The organism is Pusillimonas minor, assembly GCF_014237865.1.
Classification (GTDB): domain Bacteria; phylum Pseudomonadota; class Gammaproteobacteria; order Burkholderiales; family Burkholderiaceae_B; genus Neopusillimonas; species Neopusillimonas minor.
Genome location: NZ_JACJUU010000022.1, coordinates 1 through 18,554, shown reverse-complemented (window position 1 = coordinate 18,554; position 18,554 = coordinate 1). Strand labels below are relative to the sequence as shown.

Annotated in this window: 16 protein-coding genes and 2 tRNA genes; 11 read left to right on the top strand and 7 right to left on the bottom strand. The window is 56.9% G+C overall.

The annotated features are described in order from the left end of the window. Positions 1–159 precede the first annotated feature (159 nt). Positions 160–233: transfer RNA gene (locus GTU67_RS14650), tRNA-Gly, on the bottom strand. Between the two features lie 36 nt (positions 234–269). Between GTU67_RS14650 and trmB the strand changes: the two genes are divergently transcribed. Continuing rightward, positions 270–1,022 carry a tRNA (guanosine(46)-N7)-methyltransferase TrmB gene (gene trmB / locus GTU67_RS14645; RefSeq protein ID WP_430459021.1) on the top strand — a complete coding sequence of 251 codons (753 nt, stop codon included), beginning with the start codon at positions 270–272 and terminating at the stop codon, positions 1,020–1,022. Beyond that, positions 1,019–1,219: a sulfur carrier protein ThiS gene (thiS, locus tag GTU67_RS14640; protein ID WP_093969678.1), complete on the top strand. Its 201-nt coding sequence runs from the start codon at positions 1,019–1,021 to the stop codon at positions 1,217–1,219. Before trmB ends, thiS begins: the two co-directional genes overlap by 4 nt. A 38-nt stretch (positions 1,220–1,257) precedes the next feature. Here thiS and ffh read toward each other — a convergent pair whose 3' ends face one another. Beyond that, entirely contained in the window at positions 1,258–2,676 is a 1,419-nt protein-coding gene (gene ffh, locus GTU67_RS14635; protein WP_185780748.1) for a signal recognition particle protein, read from the bottom strand. Between the two features lie 102 nt (positions 2,677–2,778). On the opposite strand from ffh, the gene GTU67_RS14630 reads away from it, so the two are divergent. The 3 genes from GTU67_RS14630 to ampD are packed head-to-tail and all read left to right on the top strand — an operon-like array spanning position 2,779 to position 4,488. Continuing rightward, positions 2,779–3,621 (top strand): cytochrome C assembly family protein, encoded by an 843-nt coding sequence (locus GTU67_RS14630; protein ID WP_185780747.1) that lies wholly within the window; start codon positions 2,779–2,781, stop codon positions 3,619–3,621. A 1-nt stretch (position 3,622) separates the two neighbouring features. Next, positions 3,623–3,907, top strand: a complete 285-nt coding sequence (locus GTU67_RS14625; protein WP_185780746.1) for a PP0621 family protein — start codon at positions 3,623–3,625, stop codon at positions 3,905–3,907. Further along, the gene (gene ampD, locus GTU67_RS14620; protein WP_221893402.1) at positions 3,904–4,488 is read left to right on the top strand and encodes a 1,6-anhydro-N-acetylmuramyl-L-alanine amidase AmpD; all 585 of its coding nucleotides are present in this window, start codon (positions 3,904–3,906) and stop codon (positions 4,486–4,488) included. Before GTU67_RS14625 ends, ampD begins: the two co-directional genes overlap by 4 nt. A gap of 108 nt (positions 4,489–4,596) precedes the next feature. Here the strand turns inward: ampD and htpG are convergent, their stop codons facing one another. Beyond that, positions 4,597–6,507, bottom strand: a complete 1,911-nt coding sequence (gene htpG / locus GTU67_RS14615; protein WP_185780745.1) for a molecular chaperone HtpG — start codon at positions 6,505–6,507, stop codon at positions 4,597–4,599. 215 nt (positions 6,508–6,722) lie between these two features. Between htpG and GTU67_RS14610 the strand changes: the two genes are divergently transcribed. Both GTU67_RS14610 and GTU67_RS14605 read left to right on the top strand, forming a co-directional pair. Further along, on the top strand, positions 6,723–9,749 hold the full coding sequence (locus tag GTU67_RS14610; protein WP_185780744.1) for an autotransporter domain-containing protein: 3,027 nt from the start codon (positions 6,723–6,725) through the stop codon (positions 9,747–9,749). A gap of 86 nt (positions 9,750–9,835) precedes the next feature. Then, a tRNA-Leu gene (locus tag GTU67_RS14605) sits at positions 9,836–9,920 on the top strand. A 142-nt stretch (positions 9,921–10,062) separates the two neighbouring features. Here the strand turns inward: GTU67_RS14605 and GTU67_RS14600 are convergent. Together GTU67_RS14600 and GTU67_RS14595 are read right to left on the bottom strand one after the other, a co-directional pair. After that, positions 10,063–10,578 (bottom strand): hypothetical protein, encoded by a 516-nt coding sequence (locus tag GTU67_RS14600; protein ID WP_185780743.1) that lies wholly within the window; start codon positions 10,576–10,578, stop codon positions 10,063–10,065. Positions 10,579–11,038: 460 nt separating this feature from the next. Further along, positions 11,039–11,821 (bottom strand): hypothetical protein, encoded by a 783-nt coding sequence (locus tag GTU67_RS14595; protein ID WP_185780742.1) that lies wholly within the window; start codon positions 11,819–11,821, stop codon positions 11,039–11,041. 163 nt (positions 11,822–11,984) lie between these two features. On the opposite strand from GTU67_RS14595, the gene istA reads away from it, so the two are divergent. The 3 genes from istA to GTU67_RS14580 all read left to right on the top strand — a co-directional run bounded on the left by istA (position 11,985) and on the right by GTU67_RS14580 (position 14,736). After that, complete coding sequence (gene istA, locus GTU67_RS14590; protein ID WP_093971911.1) at positions 11,985–13,514, top strand: IS21 family transposase; 1,530 nt, start codon at positions 11,985–11,987, stop codon at positions 13,512–13,514. 10 nt (positions 13,515–13,524) lie between these two features. Continuing rightward, positions 13,525–14,292 (top strand): IS21-like element helper ATPase IstB, encoded by a 768-nt coding sequence (gene istB / locus GTU67_RS14585; protein ID WP_185780741.1) that lies wholly within the window; start codon positions 13,525–13,527, stop codon positions 14,290–14,292. Between the two features lie 153 nt (positions 14,293–14,445). Continuing rightward, complete coding sequence (locus tag GTU67_RS14580; RefSeq protein ID WP_185780740.1) at positions 14,446–14,736, top strand: hypothetical protein; 291 nt, start codon at positions 14,446–14,448, stop codon at positions 14,734–14,736. 774 nt (positions 14,737–15,510) lie between these two features. Here the strand turns inward: GTU67_RS14580 and GTU67_RS14575 are convergent. Further along, on the bottom strand, positions 15,511–16,068 hold the full coding sequence (locus GTU67_RS14575) for a recombinase family protein (RefSeq protein WP_185780739.1): 558 nt from the start codon (positions 16,066–16,068) through the stop codon (positions 15,511–15,513). Between the two features lie 195 nt (positions 16,069–16,263). Here GTU67_RS14575 and GTU67_RS14570 point away from each other — a divergent pair, with 195 nt between their 5' ends. After that, on the top strand, positions 16,264–16,602 hold the full coding sequence (locus tag GTU67_RS14570; RefSeq protein ID WP_185780738.1) for a hypothetical protein: 339 nt from the start codon (positions 16,264–16,266) through the stop codon (positions 16,600–16,602). Between the two features lie 253 nt (positions 16,603–16,855). On the opposite strand, the gene GTU67_RS14565 is transcribed toward GTU67_RS14570, so the two are convergent. After that, positions 16,856–18,211, bottom strand: coding sequence for a DUF6538 domain-containing protein (locus tag GTU67_RS14565; protein ID WP_185780737.1), 1,356 nt, complete (start codon positions 18,209–18,211; stop codon positions 16,856–16,858). Positions 18,212–18,554 lie beyond the last annotated feature (343 nt).

Genomic DNA, 18,554 nt, shown 5'->3' with positions numbered 1-18,554 from the left:
CGTGCGTATGGGTTTAGGAATTTTGAAAATTACCGCATGCGGGTCTTGGCCCAGTGCGGTTGGAACGGTGTGATTAACCGTGTCTAGTGAATGCGTATCCCCCGATAATGGGGAAGAGCCGCTTTTTTGCGTGAAACCACAGACGGCTTCGGAAAATTCTGGAGCGGGTGATGGGAATCGAACCCACGACGGAAGCTTGGGAAGCTTCAGTTTTACCATTAAACTACACCCGCGGCGCACGCATTATAGCGCCAAGTATAATGGCGCGCATGACCAGCACGCCTAATTCCAACCTCATGTCCGACATCCCCCCAAGCCCAGCTACCGACGGCGCCGATACCGAAGCGCTGCGCACCGGCCACATCCGAAGCTTTGTGCATCGCCGCAGTCACATTACGCCCAGCCAACAAGCCGCAATTGATGTGCTGATGCCGAAATGGTCATTGCCCTATAAAAACGCGCTTTTAAACGTCGAACAGACGTTTGGGCGGCCCGGGCCCGTTATTTTAGAAATTGGCTTTGGCATGGGCGAGACCACCGCCAAAATTGCAGCGGCACGGCCCGATGACAACTTTCTGGGCGTTGAAGTTTTTAACGCCGGGGTTGGCGCGCTATTAAAACGCATCGATGAAAATGGGCTGCAAAATATTCGCATTATTCAGCACGATGCCGTCGAGGTCGTACGCGACATGATCGCCCCCGACAGCCTGGCCGGGGTGCATGTTTACTTCCCCGACCCATGGCCAAAAAAACGGCACCATAAACGCCGCTTGCTTCAGCCGCCGTTTGTACATCTGCTGGCCAGCCGCATTGCGCCGGGTGGCTACTTTCACTGCGCCACCGACTGGGAAAACTACGCCGAGCAAATGCTAGAGGTCTTGAGCGGCGAGCCCTTGCTGCAAAACACGTGCACAGACTACGCGCCCCGGCCCGACTACCGCCCGCAAACCAAATTCGAAACCCGTGGCCTGCGTTTGGGTCACGGCGTCTGGGACTTGATCTTTACACGTAAACCGTCATGAACATCACACTGAACGGCCAGCCCAAAGCGCTGGACCAGGTGGCGACTGTGGCCGACCTGATTCGTTATCTGGGCTACGAAGGCAAGCGCATTGCTGTAGAACGCAACGGCGACATCGTGCCCAAAAGCCAACACGGCCAGCAAGCGCTGGCCGAGGGTGATGAAATTGAAATTGTGGTGGCTGTAGGCGGCGGCTAACTACCGCCCCGGTCTACCCCGCTGGCGCGGGCTTGACCTTAACGGAACGGGAAACCGCCCCCGCCCTTGCCCAGGCCCTTAAGGCCGCCCATGGCCCGCATCATTTTGGCCATGCCGCCCTTCTTCATTTGCTTCATCATGCCTTGCATTTGGTCGAACTGGGCCAGCAGCCGGTTCACCTCTTGCACCGACACGCCCGAACCGGCTGCAATGCGGCGCTTGCGCGATGCCTTGAGCAATTCGGGCTTGGCGCGTTCGGCCGGCGTCATCGAATTAAGAATACCCTCGGTACGACGCAATTGCTTTTCGGCCTGACCGCTTTGCAACTGGCTGGCCGCCTGTGCAAATTGGGCGGGCAGCTTTTCGAGCATTGAGCCCATATCGCCCATTTTCTTGACCTGCTGCAGTTGGTCGCGAAAATCGTTCAGATCGAATTTGTCGCCCGACTTAAGTTTGGTGGCCAGCTTCTGGGCTTCGGCAATATCGATATTTTTTTGTGCTTGCTCGACCAGCGAAACGATGTCGCCCATGCCCAGCACACGTTGGGCCATGCGTTCGGGATGGAACGGCTCGAGGCCGTCGAGCTTTTCGGACACCCCGACAAACTTGAGCGGCTTGCCGGTAACATGGCGTACCGACAACGCCGCACCGCCACGAGCGTCGCCGTCGAGCTTGGTGAGCACTACCCCGGTAAGTGGCAGCGCATCGCCAAACGCCTTGGCTACATTGACTGCATCTTGCCCCTGCATGGCGTCGACCACAAACAGGGTTTCGATGGGGTTGAGCAAATCGTAGAGCGCGCGAATTTCGCGCATCATGTCTTCGTCGATACCCAGGCGACCGGCCGTATCAACAATAAGTATGTCGTAATAATGACGCTTGGCGTGATCGAGCGCAGCACGCGCAATGTCTTCGGGCTTTTGCGAACCATCGGACGGGAAAAAGTCGACCCCGACCTGGGCGGCCACGGTTTTCAGCTGATCGATAGCCGCGGGACGATAGACGTCGGCACTGACAACCAGCGTTTTCTTTTTGCCCGATTTTTTACCCTTGGCCGTATGCCCGCCTTCGGACAACCATTTGGCCAACTTACCCGTGGTGGTTGTTTTACCCGCACCCTGCAAACCGGCCATAAGAATGACAGCGGGCGGTTGGGTAGCCAGCGATAACTCGCTGGCGAATTCGCCATCGGACCCGCCCATTAACCCGGTGAGTTCTTTATGCACTACCCCGACCAGGGCCTGCCCTGGGTTAAGGCTGTCGGCTACCTCGGTGCCCAGCGCCTGTTCTTTGACGCGGGCGATGAAATCGCGCACCACAGGCAGAGCAACGTCGGCCTCGAGCAAGGCCATGCGCACTTCGCGCAGCATATCTTGCGTGTTGGCTTCGGTTAAACGCGCTTCGCCCTTGATGGTTTTAACAACACGGGAAAGACGCTGGGTAAGATTTTCTAGCATGACGATGGATTCGCTGAAACTGGTTTAGTATCGTGGGATACCGTCTAAAATGATGGCTTTAGGGCATTATGCCCCAGGCCATCAACGAACAACGCAGGATGTATGTCTGAAGGCATTGTATTTCACACCTTGGCCGCACTGGCCTACGCCGCTTTAGCCCTATTGGTTTGGCGCCCCCTGCGGCACGGCCGGATACCTACCAACACCAGCGCAGCCGCCAAAAGTTGCCTGCTGGGCGCACTGGTACTGCACGGCGTTGCGCTTTACCAAGCCGTATTGCCGGCCACCGGGCTTTACTTGGGCTGGGCGCTGGCGCTATCGGCCGCCATATGGCTGGGCATGCTGATTTTCTGGCTTGAAAGCCTGGTGCTCAGTCTTAACGGCTTGCTGCTTATTTTACTCCCCGGCAGCGCACTGGTCAGCGCACTGGCCGCCCTCTTCCCCACGGGGCACCTGGTTGCACACGCCCACAACGAACTTCTGCGGCTTCACCTGCTCATTGCACTTATGGCCTATGGCCTGGTCACTGTCGCTGCCCTACAAAGCATTTTAATGGCCGCGCTAGACCGCTACCTGCACCGCCCGGCCGAACAATCGCAACACGCACCTTGGTTTACCCATGCGCTCGACGTCATGCCCCCGCTGCTGGTACAAGAGCGCCTGCTGTTCCGCCTGATCTGGATCAGCTTCATTGCCCTGACCCTTACCCTTATTACCGGCTCGCTGGTGTCGCTTAACCTCGCCGGCCCGGTGTTTCCGGTAGACCACAAAACCATTTTTACGCTGCTGTCGTGGCTTACCTTTGCCGTACTGCTTACCGGCCGCTACGTACGCGGTTGGCGCGGGCGGCTGGCCTTGCGCTGGACACTTACCGGCTTTGCATTTGTGTTGCTGGCCTACACGGGCAGCCGGTTCGTCATCGACGTCATTCTTCAACGGGGCTAACGTGGGAAAACTGCTTTTCTGGATTATTGTTGTTATTGTGGCGCTGGTAGCCGTGCGGCTGCTGGCCATACACAACCGCAATAAAAACGCCGCCGATAATGGCGAAACAGCCACTGCAGCGCGCAAAAAAAACGGCGGTAAATCGGTTGCCGGCAACACTGCAAACCCCGAATCTATGGTGCGGTGCGCCCACTGCGGCATACATATGCCCCGCTCTGAAGCTGTGCTTTCTGGCGGCGATACCTGGTGCAGCACCGAACACGCCAAGCTTGGAGTACGCCAATGATCGGGCTGATGCTCGACAGACAAGGCTGGCTTAAACCGCACGGCAAGGTACAGCGCCTGCCCTCGCCCAATTTCGACAGACGCCCGAAAGGGGTCGAGCCCACGCTACTGGTGCTGCATAACATCAGCCTGCCGCCAGGCCAGTTTGGCGGTAACGCCATTTGCGACTTTTTTCAAAACAAGCTCGACTGCAACAGCCACCCCTGGTTTGAAAATATCCGGGGGGTGAAGGTGTCGGCCCATTTTTTAATTCGCCGCAACGGCGATGTGGTGCAGTTTGTATCGACCCTGCATCGCGCCTGGCATGCCGGGGTGTCGCGCTTTAACCAGCGCGACAACTGCAACGACTTTTCGATTGGTATAGAGCTGGAAGGCACCGACACCCAACCGTTTACCGACGAGCAATACCACGCCTTAAAACGGCTGACGACTGTACTGCAAGCACGGCACACCTTAACGGCCGTACGTGGCCACGAACACATTGCGCCGGGCCGGAAAACCGACCCGGGGCCTCACTTTAACTGGCGCCGCTATGGCCGCGAAGCTCGCTGGCTGTTACGACAGCTACCACCACAGAAGTAATACACGATTAAGCCATTGCCGCAAACCAGCGCAACCGCCAACACTTAAGCAAAAAGGCAAAGGCACGCGTATGCGTGCCTTTGCCTTATACGCGACAACCGTTAACGATTACGCGCTTTGCAGCAACAGCTTGTTCAGCCGCTTCACAAAAGAGGCCGAGTCTTTCAGTTGCGCGCCTTCGGCCAACATGGCCTGGTCGAGCAGCAGCAACGCCCATTCGGCAAAATCAGCGTCGTTGGCATCTTGCACACGAGCAATCAGCGGGTGCTCGGGGTTGATTTCAAGAATAGGCTTGACCTCGGGCGCTGCCTGGCCGGCCGCCTGAAGCATACGCAACAGGTGCGGGCTTAATTCGTTGGCATCGACGACCACACATGATGGCGAATCGACTAGACGAACGGTGACGCGCACATCTTTGACCTTGTCGTCCAAAGACGCTTTCAGACGCTCTACCAGTGGCTTGAAGTTTTCGGCGACTTCTTCCTGGCGCTTTTTCTCGTCTTCGTCGGCCAATGCGTCAAGGTCGAGCCCACCCTTGGCAATCGACACCAGCGACTTGCCTTCAAAATCTTGCATGAAGGACAGCATCCACTCGTCGACGCGATCAGACAGCAGCAAGACTTCCAGCCCCTTCTTGCGGAAGATCTCGAGGTGCGGGCTGTTGCTGGCCGCCGCATAAGATTCACCCGTGACGTAGTAAATCTTGTCCTGGCCCTCTTTCATGCGAGACACGTAATCGGCCAGCGACACGCTTTGGGTAGCGCTGTTGGCCTGGGTAGAGGCAAAGCGCAGCAACTTGGCGATGCGCTCTTTGTTGGCCGCGTCTTCGCCCATCCCTTCTTTAAGCACCTGGCCAAACTGGCCCCAGAACTCGGCGTATTGCTCGGCATTGTTCTCGGCCATATCTTCAAGCACCGACAAAATGCGTTTGGTCGAACCCTCGCGAATGGCGCGAACGTCGCGGCTTTCTTGCAAGATTTCGCGCGAGACGTTCAGCGGCAGATCGGCCGAATCAATCACGCCACGCACAAAGCGCAAATAAGCCGGCAACAGCTGTTCGGCGTCGTCCATAATGAACACGCGCTTGACGTACAGCTTGACGCCACGACGGGCATCGCGGTCCCACAGGTCGAACGGCGCCCGCTTGGGCACGTACAGCAGTTGGGTGTATTCGCTGCGGCCTTCTACCCGGTTATGGGTCCAGGCCAGCGGGTCTTCGAAGTCGTGTGAAACGTGTTTGTAGAATTCTTTGTACTGCTCGTCGGTCACGTCAGACTTGGCGCGTGTCCACAACGCATTGGCCTGGTTAACGGTTTCCCATTCAGTCGTCTTGACCTGCTTTGACGCTTCGCTGTCCCACTCTTCTTTCAGCATCTGCACGGGCAACGAAATATGGTCGGAATAACGACGCAAAATTTCGCGCAGTTTCCAGCCGCTCAAAAAGTCGTCTTCTTCGGCACGCAAATGCAGGGTTACGGCGGTACCCCGGTCCGCCTTCTCGACCGTCATGATGGAAAACTCGCCCTGGCCGTCAGATTCCCACAGCACAGCTTCGGTTGCGTCGGCGCCGGCACGGCGGCTTAGCACCGACACCTTGTCGGCCACGATAAACGACGAATAAAAGCCCACACCAAACTGACCAATAAGATGCGCGTCTTTTTGCTTGTCGCCTGTCAGTTGAGAAAAGAATTCTTTGGTACCAGAACGTGCAATGGTGCCCAAATTGGCAATGGCTTCGTCACGCGACAAACCAATACCGTTGTCTGAAATCGTAATAGTGCGCTTATCGGCATCGTATTCAACACGGATGCGCAAATCGGCATCACCCTGCATCAGCTCGGGTTTGTCGATGGCTTCGAAACGCAACTTGTCGCAGGCGTCTGACGCATTCGACACCAGTTCGCGCAAGAAAATTTCTTTATTGCTGTACAACGAATGAATCATCAGGTGCAGCAACTGTTTGACTTCGGCCTGGAAACCCAGGGTTTCAGAGGCCATTGCGGTTTCGGATTGGCTCATGTCAGCGCACTCCATAAATGCGGTTAAAAACGGTAACGGCCGCCACAGGCGGCGAACTGCTGATAGGTGGGGGCCGACTGGAAGATTTCAAGGGCCCGGATTATTGCCACGTAACAAAACGTACACGTCAGCCAGGCCAATACGGCATTAATACCGGGCGATTTTCATTGAATAGTGCTAAGGTCTTGCCAGTTTGCGTTACCTGGCGTCATGTTATGCACCGTCTGCTCACCGTTTCCCTGCTAGCCGTTGTTACCGCATTTCATTCTGCGGGGCACACCCAAAACTACGACACACAAGAATATCGCAACCAAACCGGGCTGGACCTGATTAAAGCCGGCGATGCCTACCGTTTGGGCTATACCGGGCGCGGCGTAACCATTGGCGTGGTCGACTCGGGCATTGTGCCGTGGCACCCAGAGTTTGCCGGGCAAATTGTCGGTGGCTACGACTTCATGCTTAGCCAGCCCGTCAGCCAAGCCAACGGCATTGACACCGATGGGCACGGCTCGCACGTGAGCGGCATTATGGCTGCCCGGCGCGACGGGGTGGGCATGCACGGCGTGGCGTTCAACGCAAAGATTTTTTCTACCCGTTACGGGGCTGACGACGATGACGACGATGACGACGGCGTCGACGATTTCGACATGGGCAGCGGGCCTACATTTTTTGAAAAAGCCCAGGCGGTTGACCTTGTGTTTGGCAAAGCCTGGAACTACATGGCGCGCCAGGGGCTGACCGTTATTAACAATAGCGTGGGGCTGAACGATTGCGCGCTTGGCGCGCCTGGCACGGCAACCGAGCCCTGCAACGTTAAAGATTTTGGCTTAAGCACCAACGCCGGGTACTCCGGTAACTTCAAGGCCGACGAACTGTTTGGCGAAACGATTTTGGCGCTGCACCGGCTACAAGACGCCGGCACGCTCATGGTATTTGCCACCGGCAACGAAGCCCAGCCGCACCCCGACATACTGGCCGGCATGCCTGTGTTGTACCCCGAGCTAACCCCCAACTGGCTGGCGGTCACCGCCGTCAATGTAGATATAGACTTCGATAGCCCCGCTTTAGCCGCCTATGCCAACAAATGCGGCGATGCCAAGGCATGGTGCCTGGCCGCACCGGGCAGCCGGTCTACCCCCGACGCCAACGACTCAGACACCTGGGAAGGCATCTGGTCTGTTAACAACAACGGGCTGTACATCCCCCTGCCCGGCACCTCGATGGCTGCGCCACACGCAACCGGCGCAGCCGCCCTTGTCAAAGAGGCCTTCCCGTTTTTTAACGCCTACCAGTTGCAGCAAACCCTGCTCACCACCGCAACCGACCTGACCCCATCAGACAGCCACCGATACGACGACACCTTCGGCTGGGGCTTGTTAAACGTCGGCAAGGCCGTACTGGGCCCGGCAGCGTTTGTATCGGTATTTGATGTGAACACCCAAGGGTACAACGCCACGTTTTCTAACAATATTGGGGACCTGTCGGGCGAAGGGCTGGGCGCCGGGTCGCTGATTAAACGCGGCGCAGGCACGCTGACCCTGGCGGGCACCAACAGCTATACGGGCACCACAACCGTTGAAGGCGGCACCCTTGTTGTTGCCGGCACCAACAACACGGGCGACACCATTGTTAATGGCGGCAACCTGACCGTAGACCGCGGCGGCCAATTGAACTCGGCTAATAACACGGTTAACGGCGGCAAAATGGTGGTGAATGGTGACCTGGCGATAGGTAGCACCACCACCGTCAAACTTAACGGCATTTTGGGTGGCCGCGGCAATGTCGGCATATTGGTCAACGAAGGCACCGTCGCCCCCGGTAACTCTGTTGGCACCCTGACCGTAAAAGGCGACTACACCCAAACGGCAACGTCGGTGCTAGAAATTGAAGTTGACGGCAATAACGGCTTTGACCAACTGGTTGTAGAAGGCAACGCCGCACTGGACGGCACACTGGCATTGCGCGGCGGGCCATTTCGCCAAGGCGTGAACTACAACTTTTTGTCGGTGGCCGGCGGCGGTGGTTTAACAGGCAACTTTGCGCAAATCGACACCTCTTTGCTCTTTCTAAGCCCAAGCCTTAGTGTTTCGGGAACGGGCATTTCGCTGTCGGTGGCCCGCAACGCGCAAGCCTTTGCCGCGTATACCCACACCGCCAACCAGCGCAACGTTGCCGCCGCGCTCGACCCTTTCTCGGCCAACCCGCCAACCGCGCTGTCGAGCGTGTACGACGACGTCTTGAATGCCACCGCCAGAACCTTGCCTGGGCTCATGGACGCCCTGAGCGGCGAAATTCACGCCAGCGTTGCGTCTAGCCTATTCAGCCAAAGCCAGTTATGGACGGCGTCTGCAACCCGACGGTTAAACCAAGTGCTGACGCGTCCCGACATTGACCAGCGCCGCCCCCTGTGGGTTACGGTACAACGCCAATGGAGTAACATGAATGGCGCGAATGGCTCGGCCGATACCCGCAGCTACGCCAACGGCCTTTTTCTGGGCGCAGACACCGCGCTACGCAACGGGTGGCACGCCGGCGCGGCCCTGGGGGCTCACGACACACGCGTCGACGTCGGCGAACGACGCAGCCGCGCCGATGCGCACAGCTACACGGCCGCCCTATACGGCGCAAAACACTGGCCAACCAGTGAGAACAGCACCCTGAACTGGCGTGCTTCATCCGCCTATACCTACCACGACCTGAACACCCGCCGCCAACTGGACGTTGGCGGTAGCCAGACCCTAAAGGCCGACTACCACGCCCACCAGGTACAAGCGTTTACCGAACTGGGGTATGCCTTTGCGGCAAACCAAAACCTGGTACTGGAGCCCTACGCGCGCCTGGGATGGACCCAACTGCAAACGTCGTCAATGCGTGAAAACGGCGGCCAGGCAGCGCTGCAATCTGGCGCCACGACAGACCAACAAGGCGCCCTGAACCTGGGCCTGCGCGCCGATAGCGAATGGCTGCTCACGCCAACCACCACCGCACGTATTAACGGTGGACTGAGCTGGCAACACACCCGTGGCAACACCACCGCCACACGCCATATGGCCTTTGCCAATGCAACTGATGTGAGGTTTAGCGTTAAGGGCGCCCCGGTGGCGCGCAACGCGCTGCAACTGGCCTTGAACGGCGCAGTAGACGTAAACAAATCCACCCAAATTGGCTTGAACTACAGCGGCCAGTTCGGCGGCGGCAACGCCCAAAACACGGCTTCGCTGTATTTGAATTTGCGGTACTAAGCCGGCCCGCTGCAAAGCATTTAAATTCAGCGTATAATCGTGCCCTTCTGCCCGGTGGCCCTTATAGCCACCGACCCAGTCCGAATGCCCGGGTGGTGAAATTGGTAGACGCAGGGGACTCAAAATCCCCCGCCGCAAGGCGTGCCGGTTCGATTCCGGCCCCGGGCACCACTGACCCAATAGCGGCCCGCAAAGCCGCATGAATACTAGAGGGTGGTGTGTGGTAGTGATTAAATTACCACGCAGATTACCACACACTTCCGCTCATTACATAGCGCCCTTTAGCCGTGGCGGTACGCTCCGGTACAGGCGATTACAAGATGCCTGCCTGGGCTGCGGCCTTCACAGACATCCATGTCCCACTAATCCGCACTAGGGTTTCCCCCTCGGCTGTCGTTTGAGTCTCAAATCCTCGGGCCTTCAAGGTCGCACTGGAGGGCGCTACATTGCTCATGTATCGCTCCACCAAGGGACGCCAGCCCGCCATAGAGTTTCCATGAAGTTGGCTCTCAAGGGCCTGCCTGAGGTGTCCTCGGTTATCCGCCTGACGTACAAATGTATAGAAGTCCTGAAGCTCTTCCGAGGATAGACCCATCTTGCTGGTCAGGAAGTGGTCTGTCTGAGCCTGATAGGCGTCAACGATAAATTGGACCCGGCCCTGTGCTTCGCTAGGTTCCATCCCAGTGCTACTGGCGATGCTCTGGGCGATATCATCAGGCGTAAGCTGTCCCATTGCTGCGGCGATACCTGAGGCAATGCCGTTTTGGATTGCTGCCTGGGGAATGCCTGCGGCTGCTGCATCAATAGCGTCTGCTACTTCTTCCGGCATCACTCCCTGCGGTATGGATCGGGGATGTTGTCCTCGTATTCTTGTCGCAAGGTGCATAGGACAGTCATGCGTCGTTCAAGGCTGGTCATATCGGTTATTCCCTAGGGCTTGTTGCTTCTAAAATCGTCCCGATGAATGCCCAGAGGGGAACGCTAGGGTTTGCCTCTTGATAAGCTTTCAGGGTCTTAAACCCGGTGATTTCCCGGTATTGATCCACACTCACGCCAACCTTTTTCAGATAGCGCTGCATGAGGCGGGGTGTGCAGGGAAGACGATGCGGGGGCTGACGGACGCCAGCATCACGGTACAGACCAGCCCATAACGGCGCGTCTGCCCAGTCTTGCTTGATGGTGGTTGATAGGTTCATGGTTCAAATGGGCATAGAAAAACCCGCTCAGTGGCGGGCTGAATGTGGGGCAAGTGTTCAAATTGAACGCCCTGTCTGTATACGCCTGAGGGCTCAGAAGTCCTCTTCAGGTTGCCTCCTCCAGGTCACCTCAAGTATCTTCCCCGTGACTTCCTCGGTCACCTCCTGAAAGACCTCAGCCACTACCTCAGGCTGGGCTTTAAGGTCCTGCTTCAGGGCATCTAAAAGGGCCTGTGTGATCCGCTGTCGTTCTTTCTCTTGCATATCCGCACTCTTTGGCTTCTCAACATCCTTCCACCACTTCTTCAAACCTCTCCAGGTGGGGGCATTGGTGATGATGTAATCTCTATCTATCGGCAGGCCCTCCAGCGCGGCCCTGCGTTCCAACTCTCGCAGGACCTTGGGGGCTTCCTTCGTGATGCTCTGTACAGTGCCGATGCTGGTTTGATATCTCCGAGCCTTGGCCCTGACGCTGCCTTGTGCTTCCCCGGTGAGGATCGCCATCCAGAGGCACTGAATGAGCTCCTTAGGATGCAAACTGAAGTGGACCCGTTTATTGATGTCTAAGGCAACTGCCCGCGCTTCTGCTTCGGTCGCTACCTTCGCTTCCTGAATCCAGACCAGTGCATCCGGTGCCGTTCCTGCTGCCGTCAATGCCTCGTGGCGGTGATGACCATCAATAATCCACGTCACGCCCTCGCTGTCTCTCCAGACAATGAAAGGGTCTAACGGGATGTCAGCCTTAACAAGGACCCGAAGAGTTTCCCGTAGCGTCTCCTGTTCGGCCTCCTTCAGTTTGGTGGGTATTTCGGAGCAACGTGACCACTGATTTCGGCCGAACGTGACCGACGGTTTCGCTCCAACGTGACCGCCCATTTCGGCTGAACGTGACCGATTTTTGTCTTTGACCGAAACGAGCGGTCACGATAGCGAAATGGTCGGTCACGATGCCGTGACGGCACCCTACAGCGGCGTGACGGTGTTGCGCATAGAACGAACTTAAAGCGGGTACGCTTGCCGGTTTTTCCCGGAGAAGCCAATGCCCGCGCAAAGGATGACTATGCGTAAGATTAAAGATGTACTGCGCCTCAAATTGCAGGCCAGGTTGTCGCACGAGCACATTGCGACGGCATTGCACATATCCAAAGGGGTCGTTGCCAAATACACCGGTCTGGCCAACGCGGCGGGGCTGGACTGGGCGTCGATCCGGGACCTTGACGAAACGCAACTAGAACACCGTTTGCTGAGCAAGCCGGTCAAGCGGTCGGACTACGTGCTGCCAGACTACGGTCGAATCCATCAGGAGTTGCAGCGCAAAGGCGTGACCCTCATGCTGCTGTGGGACGAATACCAGACCGAGTATGCCGACCGCCAAACCTATCGATATACGCAGTTCTGTAACCATTACAGGGCCTTCGTTAAACAGCTCAAGCGCTCAATGCGTCAAACCCATCGTGCAGGCGAGAAGCTGTTTATTGACTATGCCGGGCCAACGATTGCGGTGGCCGACGGCGGGCGGGCGCATATCTTCGTGGCTGCTATGGGCGCTTCCAGCTATACGTTCGCCTGGGCGACGGAACGGGAAACGATGGCCGATTGGCTCGATGCCACCGGCAGGGCCCTAAAATTCCTGGGCGGGGTGCCGCAACTGATTGTGCCTGATAATCCACGCGCCCTGATTGCCAACCCGGATCGTTATGAGCCACGCAGCAATGAAACGGTGCAGGACTTCGCACGTCACTATGGCACCTCAATCTTGCCGGCACGGCCTTACCATCCGCAAGATAAAAGCAAAGTAGAGTCGGCCGTGCAAGTGGTTGAGCGCTGGATACTGGCCCGGTTACGTCACCAGCGATTCAGCAGCTTGCTACAGGTCAATGAGGCCATCTCGCCCCTGCTGGAACAGTTAAACCAAAGGCCGTTCCAGAAATTGCCTGGGTGCCGGGCCAGTGCCTTCGCTGCATTGGATGCTCCGGCGTTGCAGCCGCTGCCGGCGCAACCTTATGAGCTGGCACACTTTAAAACTGTCAAGGTGCATATCGATTACCACGTTGAAGTTCAGGGGCATCGTTACAGTGTTCCGCAGGCGCTGGTCGGCCAAACCGTTGAGGCGCGCGTCACAAAACATACTGTCGAGGTTCTGCATCGTGGCCAGCGAGTGGCCAGTCATTTACGTTCCAGCCAACGCGGTGGCTTCACCACGGTAGCGGCGCATATGCCAGCAGCGCACCGCGCCCATATGGAATGGACACCCCAACGGCTCATCCACTGGGCGCAAGACATTGGTCCGGCAACCGGGCTGACCGTGACACGTATTCTGGAACAGAACAAACATCCCGAGCAAGGTTACCGCACCTGCCTGGGCTTGCTCTCACTGGCCAAACGTTACGGTAAAGACCGATTGGAAGCTGCATGCACCTTGGCATTGCAGTTAGGTGCCTACCGGTATCGGCATGTACGCGACATCTTGGTCAATAACCAGGATCGAACCACGGCCGTATCGGCAGGCGCAACGCAATGGGTCAGCCCTGCGCACGAGCATGTTCGTGGCCCCAACTATTATCAATAAGGATCTTGACATGATGATGCACACCACCCTGGCACAACTGCGTGCCCTGAAACTTGATGGCTTGGCCGCAGGTCTTGAAGAGCAACTGGCCCAACCCGGCTTGGGGGCCATGAGCTTCGAGGAGCGCCTGGCCCTGTTGATCGATCGCGAAACCCACCATCGCAGCGATCGCAAACAAGCCCGGCTATTAAAGCAAGCCAAGCTCAAATACCCCCAGGCTGCCATTGAAGACATTGACACCCGACCTGCCCGTGGACTGGACAGGCGTGTCGTGATGAGCGTGGCGCTGGACGATTGGGTCACGACCGGGCAAAGCATCTTGATCAGCGGGCCCACAGGGGCAGGCAAGTCGTGGTTGGCCTGCGCACTAGCGCAGTATGCTTGCAGACGTGGTTACTCGGCCTTGTACCAGCGGGTACCTCGCTTGTCTGAGGAGCTACGCATCCGCCACGGCAGCGGCATCTTCGGCAGATGGCTGCTGCAACTGGCTAAAACGGACGTGCTGGTTCTGGATGACTGGGGCATGGGCGATCTGGACAGTACGACGCGATCGGATCTGCTTGAAATTATTGACGACCGCGCGGCGCACCGCGCCACCATCATTACCAGTCAATTGCCGATCGAGCACTGGCACGCGTGGATCGGTGATGCGACGGTCGCCGACGCCATTCTGGATCGGTTGATGCAACGTCATCATCGCTTCACCCTGACCGGAGACTCCCTCCGACAGATCAAGCCAAAAACCACTGAAAAGGAGCAAAAAACAGACCCAACGTGACCGACTGCATTAGAATTTAACCGCGCAACACCACACGCTGCGCAAGCGGTCACGTTCACCCGAAATGGCCGGTCACGCTCGCCGAAATACGCATTTGGCCTGAATGAACCCGCAGGCATCCAAGTTGCGGACCTGGAAACGGGCCTCATCTACATGAAGAGAATCGAAGGGTACTTCCTGAGGTGGCCTGAGGTGTGGGTGAGTGAGACCGTATATGTCGGTCATAAGGCCCCCTTACGCCAGCCGGTGAAGTTCCAGGTTCTCCCGCTCAAGCTGCTTGTCATCCATAGCCCGAATCCTCCGGGTGTAGACATCTACGGCCCGCCTCACGATGAGGCTGCGGGAAGGCTTGCGGTGCCCCTTGATGAGAAGCTTAGGGTGTTCCTGGGTGGCCCTGATCGCTGCCGCAAGTGGCAACTCAAGGCGGACATGGAGCATGTCTGAAGAAGTCGGGGGAAGTCGTTTGTTGTATTGAGTGTCTATTGGCATTGTGATTTTCCAGAGATGATGAATTCAGTGCATACGGATACCCAGAAACGGACATCCAAAATACTGGATAAACATCCAGATCAAGACCTTCCGCCCAGCCTATGGCGACCACCCGCCTCTCACAGAGGTGGCTCCATAGACCGGGGTTCAGGTAGCGGGGTAACCTCCCGCCAAGGTTTGCAAGGAATGCTCCCCGTAGTTGTGGCCTCGCTCCCTCTCGGAGGGCACAACTGGGGTCAGCGGCATAAGCCGCCTTGGGTGGCCGTCTTAATGTTGGCTTGCGCTGCAAGCTAACGGTCTTGGGGTGACAACTAGCGCGAACACTCCCGCTACCAGACGGGCGCGCTCTGTCGGGCCATGCGCGAACCTCATTGGCCGTCTGAGACGGCTTAAGCTAGCTGTCATTAGCGGCATGAGCCGCCAAGAAACTGGGGACCGGCTTGGTCCTAGTGTGCAACCATGAGCCGTCAAAAGAAACTGGGGAGCGGCTTGATCCTAATGTGGGCTAATGGCCTCTGGGTCCTATTCTGCGTGTACGGCCCTGATTGACCCCGCATCTGACTGAAAAGGGGTTCTATCCTATTGTCGGCGTAAGAGAAGCCAGGGGTTCCATCCTGATGTCCACAGAAGAAGCTGCGCCCCTTACCCGGCTGAAAAAGGGTTGCCCTCTCCTATTGCGCAAGGAAGAAAAGCTAGGGGCCCTTCTATCGTATGTACAACTAAGAGCCATCAGGCCACTTTTAGGTACTGGTAAAGCGTCTCCCGGCTGACCCCGAAGTCCCGCGCTACGGTGGCCTTAGGTTTCCCCTCAGCCACTCTCCGTTTCAACTCCTGGACCTGTTCAGGGCTTAGGGTTCTCTTCCTGCCCTTGTACACGCCCTTGGTCTTGGCGATAGCGATACCCTCGCGCTGCCGCTCCTTGATCAGTGCCCGTTCAAACTCGGCCACTGCACCCAGCATAGACAGGAGCATCTTTGCCATAGGGCTATCGTCCCCGGTGTAGGTCAGTCCCTCCTTGATGAATTGGACTCTGACCCCTCGGTCAGTGAGGTCCCGCACGATCTTACGTAGGTCATCCAGGTTGCGGGCTAGGCGGTCCATTGAGTGGACCACTAGAGTGTCTCCCTTGCGGACATGTTTGAGGGCTTTTGCTAGCTCTGGGCGGTCAGTGTCCTTGCCACTGGCCTTATCGGTGAAGACCTCATCCAGCTTCAGCCCCTCAAGCTGGCGATCAGTGTGCTGGTCTACGGTGCTAACGCGGATGTATCCGACTAGTTGGTTGCTCATGGCGGTAGTCCTAGGTGAAGAGTGTCAGGTTAAAGTCTAAGACCTTATCAACCAAGTGTCAAGAAAATCAGATATAGACTCTATTCTGACGTGAAATAGCCACGCTCCTGACAGTCAAGAATGGGTGTACTCCAACTAGACACCAAACAAAGAGACTTGCGCTACTATGTGCCAGGGTCAAAAACGGAGATAGACATGAAGGCATCTGACGCTGCGGGAATCGGCACTTTCATCGTGGTGCTCTTGGGCGGATTTATCGGACTGACTGTCGATAAATACTTGGGTTTTACCATCTGTGTTGCCGCATTGATCTGGTATGCGAGGAAAGGCAATTATCTCCGTGGCTACCTGACTTCAGAAAGCGCAACTAGCATGAGGAAAGAGGCGGATGAGATTGAAGAACTCTCACGCACATGGATACGCGCCGATGGAATAGCTGTACCTTCCGAGGAGCGCCGCAGGCTTATAGACAGGCGTTTTCAACTCCTTAAGACACTACGCTCCATTGAGGAAGAATCTTCCCGGCCTTGGTAACCGGTCGCTGAGGGGGCCACGGGGGGAATCGCGCTAAGTCAGTAGTCGAGTGGGGGTTTCCCATTTTTTCGCCGTAGATTTTTAGCTCTCTCTACAGCGTCTTCGATGGTCTCCCCAGGCATCGGAGGATGACCCTCAGTACTCTCCAGGTAGCCCCTACCACAACACACAGGGCAACGCTTAAGACGTTTGGGGCCGGGGGCCTTCTCCCCACTTCCTGTACCATCACAAAGCCAGCACGGCCCAATAACAGTCATACAACCTCCTTCAGCCACTCTTGCATAACCCGCAGCGTGTATCCCTTGCCGTACTTCGACCCGATACCTTTCGAGGCCCATCCGCCGATGGCAAAGCGGATGTCTTCGGGACACTGAACGTCCCTCAGTCGGTCAGCCATTGTGTGCCGTAACTCGTGCGCGGTATGGTCCATGCTCACGCCGTCCAGCTTGAGGCTTCGTATCCACTTCGCAATAGTCGCGGATGCGTGGACCGCTTTCGTCTCCTCCTCGGTGGTATATCTTGGGAACGCGAAACGCTGCCCCTTCTTGGCCTCTTCCTTAACCCTCTGTGCTGCCCATAACGCGGACCCTACGAGTGGCACTGAGCGGGCACTATCGGCATTCTTGATACTCCTCCAGGGCCTGGGCTCTATAACGATGTGGGGGACATCACCATCGAGAATGATGTCATCAAGTGCAAGGCCCGCTACCTCTGCCAGCCGTGCGCCTGTATCTGCCAATATGGCGACAAGCCAACGGACATCATCATCCTTTTCTCTGCACTCGGTAATGAGTGCCTGAAGCTCCTCGGTGGTGAACGTCTCGCGCTTCTTAGCGTCTGCGCCCTCGGCTGCAATGGGGACCTGTGCAAACGGGTTCTTGCGGTTGATGTCCTTCTCACGAAACCACGTTTCAATTACAACCCGCACCACGTTTAAGCGCCGCCGAATGGTCGAGGTCTTGGCTCCGCCCTTGCTCTGCGCCGCTACGTATTTATGTGCGTCCTCTCGGGAAAGCTCATCAATCGCCTTGTCTCCGATGGCGCTGGAGAGAGTGCTGAAAGCTCGTTGTGTGTACGTGACAAACTTCTCATCGTCGCGCTTCGGGTGAACCTGAAGATAAAGCTCCAGGGCATCACTGAGGAGCGGCCTAACAGCGCCTGCGAGAAGTTGCGCCGCCTTGATTTCAACCGGGTCCAGGTATTCCCCGCCCCGTGCTTCTCGATATGAGTCCTCATCGCCTGCTGCGTAGGCTTCGCGCTTCTGTTCTAGATGGTCGTAGAAAAGGTCAACCGCGTCCCGGTCATTCGGAGTTGGTGCGGGTGAAAGTCCCCACCTCTTCAGAAGCTCCTCAGCGTGTTTCTTGAGTGCCTTTGGAGAAGACTCCGGGCTTGCCCTGAGGAGAACCCATTCAGCCTCAACCTCACGATTGATGGCCTCAACGCGCTTTGCCGCGACCCGTATGTCTGATGTCTCAAGATTGATCTTGATCCGCTTCGATCCGTAGCGGTCTTGCAGGTCATCGGGGATGCCGCGTTGATAGTAGATCGTTCCCCCGCGCTGATATGTGTACGGTACTGTCACTTGGATAATGCCAAAGGTGGCCTTCACGTCTGGTAACCCCAAAGATTACCACACGAAAACACCCTCGGTAACTTCTCAAGGTCTTGATTTCCCTTGACTTATAAGGGAAAAACTGGTGCCGCAGGAGGGAGTTTGAATTCCGGCCCCGGGCACCACTCTGATAAACCCCTGATTTAGCTCGATTTCCTCGGGAAGCCCCGCTGGGCCACCTGTGGAAAAATTTTCCCGCACGAGCCATTTTCCCGCAATGGCTCTTCCCCATTATCGGGGGATACGCATTCACTAGACACGGTTAATCACACCGTTCCAACCGCACTGGGCCAAGACCCGCATGCGGTAATTTTCAAAATTCCTAAACCCATACGCACGG